Here is a 14,255-nt window from a genome sequence, read left to right as displayed (position 1 = left end):
ATGGCTCCTGCATCTGCGTGGCTGCTTCGACAGCAACCACATCCTGGCACTCAGATGCCGTCAGTCGGAGCGGGAGCCATCCACCCCATCTGCTTACGGACCCGCTCCCCGCCCCACGCGGACCATCCGGCACGCCCGGTGACAAATCCCCCTGCGGCGCCCGGCGTTCCGGGGCGAGACGGGACCGGATCCGGACCCCGGGGGCGGGGCTATCCGAGCTTCATCAGATCGTCGATCGCGCGCTCGACCTTCAGCCGCGCGCCGTAATGAATCATGTGGCCGAGGCCGGGCAGGAGCCGCAGGGTGCTGCCGGGAATCGTCGTGTGCAGCCGGACCGACTGCTCGCCCGTCTTGACGATCGCGTCCGCTTCCCCGGCCAGGATCGAGACCGGCAGCGTCAGCCCGGCGTAGCGGCGCTGCAGCCCCGTGACGGCTGAATTCATCGAGGCCGCATCCTCCGAGACCGCCCGCGCCTGCGTCGCCGCCGTCGCGATCGCGACGGGGAAGCGCGCCTTGAACCGGGCCGGCACGGCTTGCGGCCAGAACACGGACCGGAACGACTGCTCGGTGAGGGCCGCGCTCATCCTCGCGGGCACCATCGCGCGCACCGCGTCGCCGAGGCCCGGCACGGCCAGCGGTGCGATCAGGGCCGCGTCGGTCCGATGTCCCGGGAAGTAGGACCCCGACAGCAGCACGAGCCCGCGCAGGGCGCGCCGCCCGTCGGCCGCGAGGGCGAGGGCGACGATCGTGCCCCAGGAATGCCCGACGATGAGCGGGCGCTCGATGTCGAGCTGTTCCAGCACCCTGTGCAGGAGCACGGCCTGGGCCTGAACCGTCCAGAGGCGGTGGCGCGGGCGGGCCGTGTAGCCGAAGCCGGGCCGGTCGATCGCGATCACCCGGTAGCGCGCCGCCAGCCGGTCGATCAGGCCGGAGATCGCGAAATCCTCGGCCATGGTGCCGTTGCCGTGGACCAGCACCACCGGCCGCCCGCGCCCGCGCAGGAGGACGTGAACGGGCAGGCCGTCGACGGTGACGAAGCGGCCGGAGGGCCTGCGCACCGCCCCGGGCCCGGACGGGGCAAGCGCCGCCTCGACGGCCTTCTCGGCGTGCCGGACCGTCCGCTTCACCGACCGCACCGTCGCCTTCCGGGTCTCCCGGATCGCCTGCTCGGTCGATCGGGTCACGGCCTTGGCCGCCGCCTCGGCGGCGGCCTCGATGGATCGCGTGACGTGCCGCGTCGTGCGGTTCGCGCTTCGATTCAGCAGGCGCCGGGTCCGACGGGGAGGGCCGAAGGGAAACACGGGCGCCTCACGGGGCAGCGGGCCGGTCCGGCCCCAGGGTTGCCGATCCCGAATCGTCGGGGCACCCCCTCACCGCGACGCGCCGAAGCGCCGCCCGCCGACCCTAGCGAATTTCCGCCGCAGCGCACAACCGTGGGAGAGGGCGGACGCCCTCCCTCAATGGACCGCCAGGGAAGCGTCCGCCTTGTCGTGGCGGCCGAACCGCTCGACCAGGGTGGCGCTGGCCTCGTTGAGGCCGATCACCTCGACGACCCGGCCGCCGGCACGGGCCTTCATCACCACCCGGTCGAGGGCGCCCACCGCCGAGATGTCCCAGAAATGCGCCGCGTGCACGTCGATGACGAGGCGCTCCACCGGCTCGCGGACGTCGATCGCCTCGGCGAAGGTGCCGGCGGAGGCGAAGAACACCTGGCCCGACACCCGGTAGGTGCGGGTGGATCCGTCCGGCGACAGCTCGGCGGTGATCCGGCTCATCCGCGCGACTTTTCCGGCGAAGAACACGCCCGACAGCAGCACGCCGACCAGCACCCCGATGGCGAGGTCGCGGGTGGCGACCACCACGGCGACGGTAGCGAGCATCACCAGGGAGGAGGGCAGCGGGTTGGTCCGCAGCTCGCCGAGCGAGCGCCAGGAGAAGGTGTTGAGCGAGACCATGATCATCACCGCGGTCAGCGCCGCGACGGGGACGAGGCTGAGCAGATCCTGCAGGAGCACGAGCAGCACCAGCAGGAAGCTCCCCGCCACCAGCGTCGAGAGCCGGCCGCGGGCGCCCGACGAGACGTTGATGACCGACTGCCCGATCATGGCGCAGCCGCCCATGCCGCCGAACACCGCCGAACTCATGTTGGCGAGCCCCTGGCCCATGCATTCCCGGTTCTTGGAACTGCCGGTGTCGGTCATGTCGTCGACGATCTGCGCGGTGAGCAGGCTCTCGAGCAGGCCGACCGCGGCGAGCGTGACGGAGTAGGGCAGGATGATGCGCAGGGTCTCGAGGGTCAGCGGCACGTCGGGCAGGGCGAAGCTCGGCAGGGCGGTCGGCAGCGCGCCGAGATGGGCGACGGTGCGCACGTCGAGCCCGAGCCAGGCGGTGAGCGCCGTCAGCACGGCGATGGCCACGAGCGGCGAGGGCACCGCGCGGGTGATCCGGGGGAAGCCGTAGATGATGGCGAGCCCGAGCGCGATCAGGCCGTAGGTGACCGGCGTCACGCCGGTGAGTTCGGGCAGCTGCGCCAGGAAGATGAGGACCGCCAGCGCGTTGACGAAGCCCGTCATCACCGAGCGCGAGACGAAGCGCATCAGCCGCCCGAGCTTCGCCAGGCCGGCGAGGATCTGGAACACGCCCATCAGGATGGTGGCGGCGAAGAGATAGGGGACGCCATGGTCGCGCACGAGATCGACCATCACCACGGCGGTGGCGGCGGTGGCGGCCGAGATCATGGCCGGGCGCCCGCCCGCGAAGGCGATGACGCAGGCGATCACAACGGAGGCGTAGAGCCCGACCTTGGGATCGACCCCGGCGATCACCGAGAAGCCGATCGCCTCCGGGATCAGGGCGAGGGCGACGACGATCCCGGAGAGGATGTCGGCCCAAGGAGAGCCGAACCAGGAGGAGCCGAACCAAGTGGACGCGAACCGCCCGCGGGCGGTCGTGGAGGTCGATGACATCGAGGAAATTCCGCAGAGGGACGCGGGCTCCGCCGACGATGCGGGGGAGGGAAGGCGGCGTCGCGAATGCGTGGTCCGGCGGATCGGCGGCCGGAAGAGCCACCCGGGCTTGCACCGGGTCCAGGCGAATGCCCCGGCTTGTAGAGGGTCAGGTATCGCGGCGCAACACGGCAGGCCGGGCTCGGCTCAGGCGGAGGCCGCCGACCGTCGCGGCACCCGCGCTTCGGCCCCCGGCCGCTCGGGCCAAGGCGCAAGATGCGGCGCAAGATGCGGTGCGAGGTGCGGCACCGCCGGCTTCCGCTCGGTTCCGGCCCGAGGGTTCGAGGCCACCGCCGTGACCGGGGCCATCTCCGTCAGCGCATGCACGGCCATGGTCTCGCTACGGCCCCGCAGGCGGTACCCGCCGAGTGCCTCGGCCTCGATGCCGTCGGGGAGGGCGGGCAGCCGGGCCAGGACGGCATCCGAGATCAGCACGCTCCGCCCGGTCTCCCGGCACAGCCCCTCCAGCCGGGCGGTCGCATTCATGACGTCGCCGAAATAGGCGATCTTGTGCCGGTCGACGCCGACCTCCGCCGTCACGACGCCGCCGCCGTGCAGGGCCGCGCGCAGTTCGGGAACGAAGCCGAAGCGGGCGAGCCATCCGTCCCGGTCGGCCTCGAGGGTTCGGCGGATCGCGAAGACGCAGGCGACGCAGCGCGCCCGCTCGATGCCGCGCGCGAGGGGCCAGGAGACGATGACCTGATCGCCGACATAGTCGTCCACCTGCCCGCGGTGGCGCCGCACCGGCTCGGCGATCGCGGCGAAGACCGCCTTCAGGAGTTCCTGCGCCGCGAGGTCGCCGTGCCGCTCCGCGTAGGCCGTCGATCCGACGAGATCGAGGAACAGGAACACCCGCGCCTCGCTGACCGGGCGATGGTAGCGCCCGAGGATCAGGCTCGTGAACGTCTCGCTGCCGATCAGGTCGCGAACCCGTAGGACGGCGACGATCAGCGCCGAGACCGCCAGCGCGAACGGGAGCGTGAGGAGCTTGGGCGTCACGGCCTCCAGGAAGGTCTTGTCCGCGATGCCGAGCGCCCAGACGACCGAGCCGGTCACCGACATCGCAGTCACGATGACGAGGACCAGGCTGATCTCGGCGGCGGCGAAATAGGCGAGCGTCGGCAGCCGCCGCAGGCGCTGGCTGTAATCGGCGAGGAAGACGCCGCGCTCGTAGGCGATCACCGTGAGCCCGACACCGGTGCCGTAGAGGATCCCGGGGAGCGTCGGCCCGTCGTTGAACAGGAGGCCGTGCAGCGCGCCGAACGAGGCGCTGACGGCGGCCATGGTCATCCAGAAGGTCGGGGTGCCGTTCGACATTGTCTTCATCGGCTCCAGGCGTTGCCGAAGGGGTGGACAGACAATCACGGCGGCAGCGTGACTCCCGAAGACTTTCCGATCGCGCTCAACTCATCGTCGTGCGGCCTCGCACAGATCGGGAATACTCACGACCGGGCCGGTGCCGCGATGCGGATTATGTTCGACACTCGAACGTGACGGGGCGTGGCCGGGCGGCGAATCCGTCCCGCCCCCCCGTCGTGCCTCCGTGCGGCACGCCCGGGGGCCGGCAAGAGCTCACGGCAACACGCTCACCGCAACACGCTCACCGCCACCGGCACCAGGATCGCGGTGAGGAACGCGTTCAAGCCCATGGCGATGCCGGCGAAGGTGCCCGCAACCTCGCTGACCTGGAAGGCGCGGGCGGTGCCGAGACCGTGGGCGGCGAGCCCCGCCGCGAAGCCGCGGGCGCGCATGTCCTCGACGCGCAGGGTGCGCATCAGCGGCGTGACGATCACCGCGCCGGCCATGCCGGTCAGCATCACCAGCACGGCGGCGAGCGTCGGGTCGCCGCCGAGCGCCTCGACGATGCCCATGGCGACGCCCGTGGTCACGGATTTCGGGGCCATCGCCAGCCGCACGTCGTAGGGGATGCCGGCGAGCCGGGCGAAGACGAGCGCCGAGGTCATCGCCGTGACGCAGCCGACCAGAAGGGCGGCGAGCATCGGCAGGAGCGCGCGCATCACCGTCGCCCGCCGCTCGTAGAGCGGCACGGCCAGCGCCACCGTGGCCGGCCCGAGCAGGAAGTGCACGAACTGCGCGCCCTCGAAATAGGTGCGGTAGGGCGTGCCGGTGAGCGTCAGGACGAGGCCGATCATCCAGATCGCGTGGATCACCGGGTTGGCGAGCGGGTGGCGCCCGGCCGCCTGGAAGAAGCGGTCGGCGACCGCGTAGGCCAGCAGCGTCACGGTGAGCCACAGCAGAGGGGTGTGGCTCAGATAGACCCAGAGGGCGAACTCGCCGGTCATCGACGGTCACCGTCCTTGGATCGGCTCCTTCCGAAAGCCCGCCACCCCCTTTCGGGCCGATGCTCAAGCATCCGCGAGACCGCGACGAAGGTGAGCACGGTCGCCGCCAGCGTCAGGGTCACGGAGAGGGTGAGCACCACAGCGAGCGCGAGCCCGTGGCTCGCCAGCACGTCGAGCTTGCCGACGATGCCGACGCCGGCGGGCACGAACAGGATCGAGAGATGCGCCAGCATGCCCTTGGCGGTGCCCTCCAGGCCGCCATCGACCAGCGGCGGCGGCAGCCAGCGGTTCGAGGCCGGCTGCGTCCGGTCGCGCAGGAGCAGGAAGCCGAGAAGCAGCGCCATGCCGATCACCGGTCCCGGCACCGGCAGGCCGGCGGCGCGGGCCGCGACCTCCCCCAGAAGCTGGGCGAGCAGGATCAGGGTCAGGCTGACGATCATCGTGCAATCCGGGATCCCGAGGGGATCATCCCTTCGGCGGGGTCCTGGGGCAGCGCCCCGATGGGGTCCCAGGGCTCCGCCGGGGACCCGCGAAAGGGCTTGCCCTTTCGAAACCCATGACGGCCCGCCGTCACGCGCCGGCGGGCTCGCGGAAGCCGCGGTCGCGGGCGGCGGCGATCGCCGGCTCGTCGAAGCCGAGCAGCTTGCCGAGGCGCCAGACCAGCGCCTCCTCGAATTCGTGCAGGTCGCCGTCGGCGCCGGCCACCGACCAGGCCATGGCGAGCAGACGCGTCCGCTCCTCCGGGCTGCTGCCGTCGCTGCCGATCAGTTCGACCAGGCTCGTCATGTCGCGGGTCTGCGCCTCGAAGGCGGCGGCACGCTCGATCAGGCCCTGCGCCTCCGCGTCGCTCTCCGCGTAGCGGCGGCGCACGAGCCGCACCAGCCGCTCGGACTCCGCCGGGTCGAGCACGCCGTCGGCGCGGGCGACGTGGACGAGCAGCGCGGTCGCCGCGAGATGCTCCTCGCTGCCGTCGGGCACGGTCTCGGCCGAGGCCGGCAGGCCGAAGGCCGAGGAGGCGTAAGCGAGGAGCCGCTGAAGAAGGGCCATGTCCGTTCCCGTCCGATGTTGCGCGCCACCGTCGGGGGCGTGCCGGGCAGGGTCAAGCGAGGACGGGGCGGGGGCGCGAGCGATCGCGCCGTTTCGGGGGCGGCGTGGCCCGGCTGCACCGACGCGCCCCCTATCACCCTACAGGGCGCTCCACGGTCAGCGCACCGTGGCGATGCCGTCGGCGGTCGTCGAGGTGCTGACGTTCTGGCGCAGGTCCGCCTCGCCGAGCGTCTTCAGCTCCAGGCGCAGCAGCACGGTCTGGTTGCGCTCGCGCACGCCGATCGCGGTGGCGATGGGCGAGACGATGTAGTTGAGCGAGACCGTGGTGCACTCGTCCTGATAGCCGCCGCCCAGGCTCATGCCGGAGAGGTAGGCCTTGCCCGGATTGCTGTAGACTGGCGAGAGGCCGACCGGGTTGGCGAGGTAGGCGGTGTAGTAGTCGGCGAAGGTGTCGCGCGTGTCGAGGTAGTGGGTGAAGTCGACGAGCGCCGAGCCGGTGACGAACCAGTTCGGGGTGATGCGGTAGGTGGCGGACGCGGTCACGCCCTCGCGGCGATGGGGGAAGCCCAGGGCCGGCTGCGCCTCGTAGGTGGAGTAGAACAGCGAGGTCTCGAGCGGCAGGAACGGCGAGAACCGCGCGGTCACGCCGGCCTCGAACCGGTTCACCGCGAAGTCGCGCTGGTCGAAGCGGGCGCGGGCGATGAAGCTGATGTTCTGGTTGGGCGAGAGCTGGAAGCGGCTGACGAAGTCCGAGCGGCGGTTCTCCAGGCCGGAATCGAGGCCGACATTGGCGACATCGCCGCGGCGGAACGAGTTGACGCCCGCGATCTGGATCGACTCGCCGAACATCAGGTTGGCGTACCAGCCGGTCGGGGTCACGACGGAATACTGCGCGCCGAGATTGGCCCGCACGCCGCCCTCGACCCGGTCGTAGCCGGAGAACTTGTCCCACTGGAACAGCGAGGTGTCGTCGAAGACGAGGCTCTGCGCATCCTCGTTCGGCAGCCGGCCGATCCGGGTCTCGGAGGGCCGGGCGATCACCTGGGCGATCGGCTCCAGGGTATGGACGCCGAGGCCCCCGAAATCGGCGACGAAGGGATAACGGTAGTCGAGGCCGATCGCCGGCATGACGCGGCCGGAGAAGCCGTCATCGATCGTGGTGATGTTGTTCACCAGCGCGTTCTGGAAGCCCGACCGGCTCGGGTTCACGAAGAAGGCGTCGGTGCGCAGGTAGGTGAACGGCGTGAAGACCTGCCCGAAATCGTCGATGAAGCTGCGCCGCCAGGAGACCTGGGCCGAGAGCCGCGTGTCGACGCCGCCCAGGCCCCGCACGATGCAGCGGTCGCGCACGAAGGTGGTGCAGGTCTCGTAGAGCGGGTAGCTGATCCCGTTGACGCTCGGGGCGAACAGGTAGCTGCCCGTGCGCGGGATGCCCTGGAAGTCCGTCGCCTCGCGCGAGAGACTGGTGACGTTGGCCTCGAACCGCACCTCGCCGCCGAGCTTGCCCGGCCCGTCGATGCGCTTGTCGTAGTCGATCACCGGCAGGACGACCGGCTGCTCCTTCTGCCAGTCGAAGCTCGACAGGGCCTTGAAGTAGTAGCCCCGCGCCTCGAACCACGAGCGGTCGCCCTGGCCGATCAGGTAGGCGGTCGAGACCGCCTCGCGGAAATAGTCCGTGGTGATGTTCTGGTTGCGGATGCGGTAATTGTCGAGGAACCACTTGTCGGTCACGCCAACGAGGTCCCAGCCCGTGCGCCAGTGCTCGTTGATGAAGAAGCGCCCGCGCGACTCGATCGAGCCGCGGAACTCGCGGTCGGCAGCCCCCAGCGGCCCCGGCAGGAAGGCCGAGGGCGTGGTCTGGAAGATGCCCGACAGGCGGAGATTGTAGCTGCCGTTGTCGATCCGCTGGCGGAACTCGGCCTGGCCCAGCACGCCCTGGCGCGAGACGAAGGCCGGCGAGAGCGTCAGGTCGTAGCTCGGATCGAGGTTGATGAAGAACGGCGTCGCCACGCCGGTGCCGATCGCCGTCGAGGTGATGAAGCGCGGCGTCAGGAAGCCGGTCTTGCGCTTCACCGTCGGGTCGGCGGACTCGAAATAGGGCAGGTAGGCGACCGGGATGCCACCGAGCTCGAGGGTCGAATCCTCGTAGCTGATGGTGTGGGTCTCATTGTTGTGGATGATCTTGGCCGCCTTGATCTGCCAGAGCGGCGGCGTCTCCGGATGGTCCTTGCACGGCTCGCAGGCGGTGTAGGTGGCGTAGTCGAAGCTCGATTGCTCGCCCGCGATTCGCTCCGCCCGCGGGGCGGAGATGCGGGTGCGCACGGTCTCGCCCTTGAGCTGGACCGTCTGCTGGATGCGCAGCGCGTCGACGAAGCCGTTCTTGAAGTCGTCGGTCAGCTCCATCCGATCGCCGGTGACGACGGCGCCGGTCTCGTCGGTGAGGCGGACATTGCCCTCGGCGAAGACCCGGCTCGTGCCGCGGTCGTAGCGCACCCGGTCCGCCTGGAGCGTGCGCGCGCCGTAATGCAGCTCGGCATTGCCGCGGGCGGTCACGGTGTTGCGGTCGTTGTCGTAGATCAGCTCGTCGGCCTCGACGAGCAGGCGCTGGCCTTTCCCGTCCTTCTCCTTGGAGCCGGCGAGCCGTTCCAGCCCGGCCTGGGCATGGGCGCGCGGCGCGGCGAGCCCGAAGGCTGCCGTCAGCAGTGCGGCCATGGAGACCGTGATCGCGATGTCGGCGACCTTACGCAACGCGTCCCTCGAACCCTGTGCAGCCCCCTGCACGACGACCCAGCCAGTCCCTGGCACAACCGAACCCGTCCCCACCCGGAGCACCGCGCATCAGCCGTCCTCCTGGTAGAGAAGCGTGAGCGTACCGAGCAGACTCCCTACCACGGCGGGGAACCACGCCGCCACTGTCGGCGCGACCATCCCCGACGCGCCCAGCCCCTCCATCACCTGCCGCGCGACGTAGAGAACGAAGCCCGCGCTCACCCCGCCGAGCACGAGTTTCCCGACGCCACCAAAGCGGAAGAACCTTAAGGAAACCGTTGCCGCCACGAGAACCATCGCGAGGTAGAGCAGGGGCGTTGCCAGCAGCACATCGTACTGGAGGCGGTACCGCGTGGCATCCAGGCCCGCCCGCTCGTGGCGCGCGATGGTCTCGGGAAGTTGCCAGAAGGGCACAGATTCCGGGGGCGTGAAGCGCTGGCGGATCTGGCTCGGATCGAGGGTCGAGGCGACGAGGTAGACCTCGTGGCTCTCGGGCGGTTCATCGCGTGTGAGAACCCGCACATCGCGCAACTCCCACCAGCCGTCGTGCAGGGTCGCCCGCGCCGCCTCCAGTTGCGCGGTGAAGACGCCCGCGTCGTCGAACTGGAACACGGTGACGCCGGCGAGCGTGGTCGTGCCCTCGATCGCCGTCTCGGCGCGGATGATCGCCTGCCCGTCCACGCTGCGCTGTCGCAGCCACAGGTCCTTGCCGGTGCCGGCCTTGGTCGCCTTGGCGAAGATCTTCGCCTCGATCTCGCTGGAGCGCTGCTTGAGCGCCGCCGAGAGCGGGTTGTAGGCGCCGATCGCCAGGGCGCCGATCGCCAGGGCGACGAAGGCGCCGGGCTGGAGGAACTGCCACGCCGAGATGCCGGCGGCCCGCGCCACCACGAGTTCGAGCTTGCGCGAGAGCTGGAGCAGGGCCGCCATGGAGCCGAACAGAACGGCGAAGGGCAGCACGCTCTCGGCCACGGCGGGCGTGCGGTAGAGGGCGAGCTGCGCCATCAGCCCGGGCGAGGCGCCCTCCGCATCGCCCGCGCGCCGCAGCAGCTCGACGAAGTCGAGGGTGTAGACCAGGGCGAAGACCGTGAGGAACACGCCGAGGATGGTGCGCACGAAGCGCCACGCGAAGTAGCGGCCGAGGGTCGCGCCGATCAGCATCGCCGTGGCCTCAGGCGCGCCCGGCCAGCGGGCGCCGCCGCACGGCCCCCGTGAGCCGCCGCCCGAACCGCCCGAGCCGCTCGTTCAAGGCCCGCGCCCGGGCGCCGCCGAAGATCACGAGGCAGGACAGGGCGATGGCCCCGAGCGGAGCGGCGTAGATCGCCACGACCGCGCCGGGGCTGCGCACGGCGGCGCTGCTCGCGGCGAAGCCCGCGATGCGAAGCGCCACGACGCCGAGCACCGCCCCGGCCACGGCCAGGCCCCGGCCCTGGCGCGTGGTGCGCGGGTCGCCGAGCGCGGCAAACGCGATGAAGGCGAGCGCCAGCGGGTAGAGCCAGGCGGAGAGCCGGTCGTGCAGCTCGGCCCGGAAGCGGCCCTTCTGCAGGCGGTAATAGCCCTCGCCCGTATCGGGGAAGAGCAGGGCCAGGGTCGAGCGCTCGCGCGGCTTGTAGATCGTCTCCGAATCCGGGGGCGTGAAGGCGGCGAGATCGACGGCGTAGCGCTCGTAGCTCACGATCGAGGAATCGCGGCTGTCCTTCTGCTGGCGGTGGATGCTGCCCTTCTCCAGGACGAGATAGGTCTGCCCGTCGACATCCGCGACGCGCCCGCGCTCGGCGAGGTAGACCACCGCCTTGCCGGCCTCGCGCTTGTCCTGGATGAACAGGCCCTGGAGCGAGCCGTCGGCGCCGCGCTCGCGGAAATGGAAGGTGATGCCGTTGTCGAGGGCGGTGAACTGACCCTCCTTGACGACGTTGGCGACGAAGTCGCCGCGCACCCGCGTCAGCACGTCGCGCAGCTCCTGGAACGAGGACGGCATCACCTGGATCGTCAGGAAGGCGACGACGAGGCTGACGGCGAGCGCGAGCGTCGCAAAGGGCCGCAGCAGCTGGCGCGGCGGCATGCCGGCGGCCGACATCACGATGAGCTCGGAATCGCCGTTGAGTTTATTGAGCGCGTAGACGCAGGCGATGAACAGCGCCACGGGGGCGATCACGGTGATCAGCGTCGGCAGCGACAGGGCGGTGATGAACAGGAAGACGAGGAGCGTCTGCCCCTTGGCCGTGACGAGGTCGAGTTCGCGCAGGGCCTGCGTCACCCAGATCGTGCCGGTGAGGCCGATCAGGCAGGTGAGGAAGGCCCCGAGCGCGATCCTGAATATGTAGCGCTCGATCTGCGTCATCCGCGCCTTCCGCTCCCCCGGACCCCTTCCTCGCCACCGCTCACGGCGCCGCGCATTCTCGCCGGTCGCGGCGATCAGGCCAAGCTGTCCCGCACATTGTCACGGATGACGCGTCTCGGGGCGCCCGGATTGAGGCCGTTTCGCGGCGCGGGCGAGCGCGCGAGGGGGACGCCCGGGACCGGGGTCAGGCCGCTTCCGGCCGTGTGCGCACGACGGCGACCGTCATCCGCAGGTCGAGCGCGCGCAGCACGCCGAGCACCGTCGACAGGCCTGGATTACCCGTCTCGGACAACGCCTTATACAGGCTCTCGCGCCCGAGACCTGCTCTCTCTGCAACCTCGGCCATGCTGCGGGAACGGGCAATCGCCCCGAGCGCCCGACGGAATTCCGCCTCGTCGCCGTCCTCCAAGACCTCCGTCAGGTAGGCTGCGGCATCCTCGGGCGTGCGGATGTAGTGGGCCGGGTCGAAAGGCTTCGTCGGCGTCCTCGCCGGCTCCTTGGCCAGCCCCTCGGCCGGCCTGTCGGGATCGGTCATCACACCCTCCTCAGACTGTCTGCGCGAGCGCTTTCGCCCGCGCAATGTCGCGTGACTGCGTATCCTTGTCGCCGCCGCACAAAAGGACGACGATGCTCCCATCGGCCCGTTCGACGAAATAAATGCGGTCGCCCGGCCCGAAATCGATCTTCATCTCACGGACGCCTTCGCCGACCGATTTGACGACGCCTGGATTACCGTGGCCGAGCCGGCCGATCCGCGTCAGAATCTTGGCTCGCCCAACCCGGTCGCGAAGCCTGAGAAGCCAATCATCGAAGTCGTCGGTGGTGAGGATCTGCCGCACGCGGTTTGTACCCCACAAGATACGACGCGGAGGAAGCACCCTCCGTGCACGCCGCTGCGACCGCCCGGCGACGGATCTCTGATTCCCATTTCATAACCTATGCGAATTCTGCGCGCTCCCGCATTCTCGGTCGGGCGTTCGCGCGAGCGGATCGAAGGGGGACGAGAGATGTCGAGGAGCCGGGCCGCCCTAGGCGCCGCCTGCCTGAGCATGACCGTGGCAACCGCGCAGGCTGCGCCGGCGACGAGTGCCGGCGAACAGGTCGGCCTCACCGCCGGCTATCCCCTGCCGACCGGCATCGTCGTCGCGGTCGATACCTTCACCGCCGGCCGCGCCGACCGGCCGAACGCCCCGGACGTGATGGGCAACATCCCGTTCGTGGTCTGGGCCTCGCCCTACAGGCTCTTCGGCGGACAGATCCAACCGGTGGTCTCGTTTCCGACCGCCCTCATCGGCACGCGCAACCCCGCGCCGCTGCCGAACCGCGACGTCAGCGCGATGTACAACCCGCTGCTCGCGAGCGCCCTGGCCTGGGATCTCGGGAACGGCCTCGGCGTCTCCTACCTGCTCGGCGCCTACCTGCCGGTGAGCGACCGCGGCTCGCTCGGCCTCGGCCTCGACGGCACGCCGCTCCTGCCGCAGGCCGCCTCGGCGACCCTCCGCCAGAGCTTCGCGGCGACCTATGTCGGCGACGGCCACTACAATCTCACGGCGTCGCTCTCCTACGGCCTGACCCTGGACCCGCGCGCCCGCTTCGGCGGCGCCGTCGGCCGGTCGCTCGGGCCGATCGGCCAAGCGGACGGGCTCGGCCTCGACCTGACGCTGGTCAAAAGGTTCGGGAGGTTCGAGATCGGCCCGGTCGCCTACGGCTCCCTCGACCTCGCGGTGGACCGCCGCGATCCGCTCTACCGCACCTATCAGAAGACCGGGCAATTCGCCGCCGGCGCCCTTGTCGGCTACAGCTTCGACCGCTTCATCGTGCAGGTCTATCTCGCCCGAGACATCGTCGCCCGCCAGACGCGCACCCGCGGTGGCCAAGTGCAGGACAATGAGGAGACCCGCGGCTGGTTTCGCCTCGCCGTGCCGCTCGCCGCACCGAGCGCAGGCCAGGCTGCGGAGGCGGGGTCCAGGCCGCTCGTGTCGAAGGACTGAGCGAAGAACGCTCGGGATCGACGGCACTCGCAGCTCGAAGGCATCTCGGCCGGATCGCGCGCCCGCCTGTCGTGTCTCACTCCGAAGCCTCCCGCTTCCACCCATCGTGGCCGGGTACGTCGATGTCCTGCCACTCAGTCTCGATCGACGTACAGCGAATGCGGGCACGCATGCTCCCCGATTTTCGCTCGTTACGCGCGTCTATGAATTGCCGAACCAGGAGACCATCGCCCGCCCAGTGAACGAATGTCTCGATCTTATGATATTCTCTGAAGAATCCATAACTGAATTTATGCCTTGATTCGTCAATATATGTGCGTTCTATTGCAAACCCATTGGGATAGGATATTTCGATAAAGCAATCTTTTATGGGCAAAAACCCTTCCTTCAACGACTCGACCTCTAGGAACGATACAGCATAATCCCCCCGAGACCTCGGCACCCTGGAGACAGAATCGACCTTCCAATTCGCGGTCTTGATAGAGGATTTTTGCGGCAATATTTTATCGATATTTGTAACAAAGGCAGAAATTCCAGCGACCAGGGCTGCAATACCCGCGACGATCGCCGTTAACTTTTTCCAGGCGGACCCGATCACCGTAACATCCCACGCAGTCATGCAATTGAAACGCGCTTTTTACACGATCTACGCCTGAACGGCACAGGCGCCGTCGCATCCCCGGCGCAGGGACGTCGTCCAGACACTGCTCGGCATCAATCGGCCTCGCTTGCGCACGCCGTCGCCTTACCGGTTGCACCGGGCCCGCGTCGCGATGTCCTCACCAAGCGCCCCGCCGCGAAG

General features: G+C 69.7%; 13 protein-coding genes and 1 other annotated feature. Of the genes, 1 reads left to right on the top strand and 12 read right to left on the bottom strand.

All coding sequences use genetic code 11. From position 1 onward, the window contains the following. Window positions 1–209: 209 nt before the first annotated feature. The 11 genes from HNR01_RS25820 to HNR01_RS25770 all read right to left on the bottom strand — a co-directional run bounded on the left by HNR01_RS25820 (window position 210) and on the right by HNR01_RS25770 (window position 12,301). Window positions 210–1,301, bottom strand: coding sequence for an alpha/beta fold hydrolase (locus tag HNR01_RS25820; RefSeq protein ID WP_183670686.1), 1,092 nt, complete (start codon window positions 1,299–1,301; stop codon window positions 210–212). 156 nt (window positions 1,302–1,457) lie between these two features. Further along, window positions 1,458–2,966, bottom strand: coding sequence for a SulP family inorganic anion transporter (locus HNR01_RS25815; protein ID WP_183670684.1), 1,509 nt, complete (start codon window positions 2,964–2,966; stop codon window positions 1,458–1,460). A gap of 69 nt (window positions 2,967–3,035) precedes the next feature. After that, window positions 3,036–3,091, bottom strand: a sequence feature (sul1 is cis-regulatory element that is thought to sense ions involved in sulfur or methionine metabolism; They are found in Alphaproteobacteria). A gap of 61 nt (window positions 3,092–3,152) precedes the next feature. Continuing rightward, on the bottom strand, window positions 3,153–4,322 hold the full coding sequence (locus tag HNR01_RS25810) for an adenylate/guanylate cyclase domain-containing protein (RefSeq protein WP_183670688.1): 1,170 nt from the start codon (window positions 4,320–4,322) through the stop codon (window positions 3,153–3,155). Between the two features lie 269 nt (window positions 4,323–4,591). Then, the gene (locus tag HNR01_RS25805) at window positions 4,592–5,308 is read right to left on the bottom strand and encodes an LrgB family protein (RefSeq protein ID WP_017484482.1); all 717 of its coding nucleotides are present in this window, start codon (window positions 5,306–5,308) and stop codon (window positions 4,592–4,594) included. Next, complete coding sequence (locus HNR01_RS25800) at window positions 5,305–5,748, bottom strand: CidA/LrgA family protein (RefSeq protein ID WP_183670682.1); 444 nt, start codon at window positions 5,746–5,748, stop codon at window positions 5,305–5,307. The genes HNR01_RS25805 and HNR01_RS25800 overlap by 4 nt, the downstream gene beginning before the upstream one ends. Before the next feature lie 130 nt (window positions 5,749–5,878). Then, window positions 5,879–6,355: a tellurite resistance TerB family protein gene (locus HNR01_RS25795; protein ID WP_183670680.1), complete on the bottom strand. Its 477-nt coding sequence runs from the start codon at window positions 6,353–6,355 to the stop codon at window positions 5,879–5,881. 156 nt (window positions 6,356–6,511) lie between these two features. Next, window positions 6,512–9,103: an LPS-assembly protein LptD gene (locus HNR01_RS25790; RefSeq protein ID WP_017484479.1), complete on the bottom strand. Its 2,592-nt coding sequence runs from the start codon at window positions 9,101–9,103 to the stop codon at window positions 6,512–6,514. Window positions 9,104–9,193: 90 nt separating this feature from the next. Further along, complete coding sequence (gene lptG / locus HNR01_RS25785; protein ID WP_017484478.1) at window positions 9,194–10,282, bottom strand: LPS export ABC transporter permease LptG; 1,089 nt, start codon at window positions 10,280–10,282, stop codon at window positions 9,194–9,196. A 10-nt stretch (window positions 10,283–10,292) separates the two neighbouring features. Then, window positions 10,293–11,462, bottom strand: coding sequence for an LPS export ABC transporter permease LptF (gene lptF / locus HNR01_RS25780; protein WP_017484477.1), 1,170 nt, complete (start codon window positions 11,460–11,462; stop codon window positions 10,293–10,295). A gap of 184 nt (window positions 11,463–11,646) precedes the next feature. Then, complete coding sequence (locus tag HNR01_RS25775) at window positions 11,647–11,997, bottom strand: addiction module antidote protein (protein WP_183670678.1); 351 nt, start codon at window positions 11,995–11,997, stop codon at window positions 11,647–11,649. A gap of 10 nt (window positions 11,998–12,007) precedes the next feature. Beyond that, window positions 12,008–12,301 carry a type II toxin-antitoxin system RelE/ParE family toxin gene (locus tag HNR01_RS25770; protein ID WP_183670676.1) on the bottom strand — a complete coding sequence of 98 codons (294 nt, stop codon included), beginning with the start codon at window positions 12,299–12,301 and terminating at the stop codon, window positions 12,008–12,010. A 210-nt stretch (window positions 12,302–12,511) separates the two neighbouring features. Here HNR01_RS25770 and HNR01_RS25765 point away from each other — a divergent pair, with 210 nt between their 5' ends. Then, window positions 12,512–13,453, top strand: coding sequence for a transporter (locus HNR01_RS25765; protein ID WP_246417665.1), 942 nt, complete (start codon window positions 12,512–12,514; stop codon window positions 13,451–13,453). A 76-nt stretch (window positions 13,454–13,529) separates the two neighbouring features. Here HNR01_RS25765 and HNR01_RS25760 read toward each other — a convergent pair whose 3' ends face one another. Then, window positions 13,530–14,051: a hypothetical protein gene (locus HNR01_RS25760; protein WP_183670672.1), complete on the bottom strand. Its 522-nt coding sequence runs from the start codon at window positions 14,049–14,051 to the stop codon at window positions 13,530–13,532. Window positions 14,052–14,255: the final 204 nt, after the last annotated feature.

The sequence above is a fragment of the Methylorubrum rhodesianum genome, assembly GCF_014199985.1.
Taxonomy (GTDB): domain Bacteria; phylum Pseudomonadota; class Alphaproteobacteria; order Rhizobiales; family Beijerinckiaceae; genus Methylobacterium; species Methylobacterium rhodesianum.
This window is presented reverse-complemented; position numbering and strand designations above follow the sequence as displayed.

Excerpts from the sequence above, each read along its gene's own strand:
- HNR01_RS25815 (WP_183670684.1), bottom strand. The coding sequence starts at position 2,966 with ATGTCATCGACCTCCACGACCGCCCGCGGGCGGTTCGCGTCCACTTGG.
- HNR01_RS25810 (WP_183670688.1), bottom strand. The coding sequence starts at position 4,322 with ATGTCGAACGGCACCCCGACCTTCTGGATGACCATGGCCGCCGTCAGC.
- HNR01_RS25805 (WP_017484482.1), bottom strand. The coding sequence starts at position 5,308 with ATGACCGGCGAGTTCGCCCTCTGGGTCTATCTGAGCCACACCCCTCTG.
- HNR01_RS25800 (WP_183670682.1), bottom strand. The coding sequence starts at position 5,748 with ATGATCGTCAGCCTGACCCTGATCCTGCTCGCCCAGCTTCTGGGGGAG.
- HNR01_RS25795 (WP_183670680.1), bottom strand. The coding sequence starts at position 6,355 with ATGGCCCTTCTTCAGCGGCTCCTCGCTTACGCCTCCTCGGCCTTCGGC.
- lptG (WP_017484478.1), bottom strand. The coding sequence starts at position 10,282 with ATGCTGATCGGCGCGACCCTCGGCCGCTACTTCGCGTGGCGCTTCGTG.
- lptF (WP_017484477.1), bottom strand. The coding sequence starts at position 11,462 with ATGACGCAGATCGAGCGCTACATATTCAGGATCGCGCTCGGGGCCTTC.
- HNR01_RS25775 (WP_183670678.1), bottom strand. The coding sequence starts at position 11,997 with ATGACCGATCCCGACAGGCCGGCCGAGGGGCTGGCCAAGGAGCCGGCG.
- HNR01_RS25765 (WP_246417665.1), top strand. The coding sequence starts at position 12,512 with ATGACCGTGGCAACCGCGCAGGCTGCGCCGGCGACGAGTGCCGGCGAA.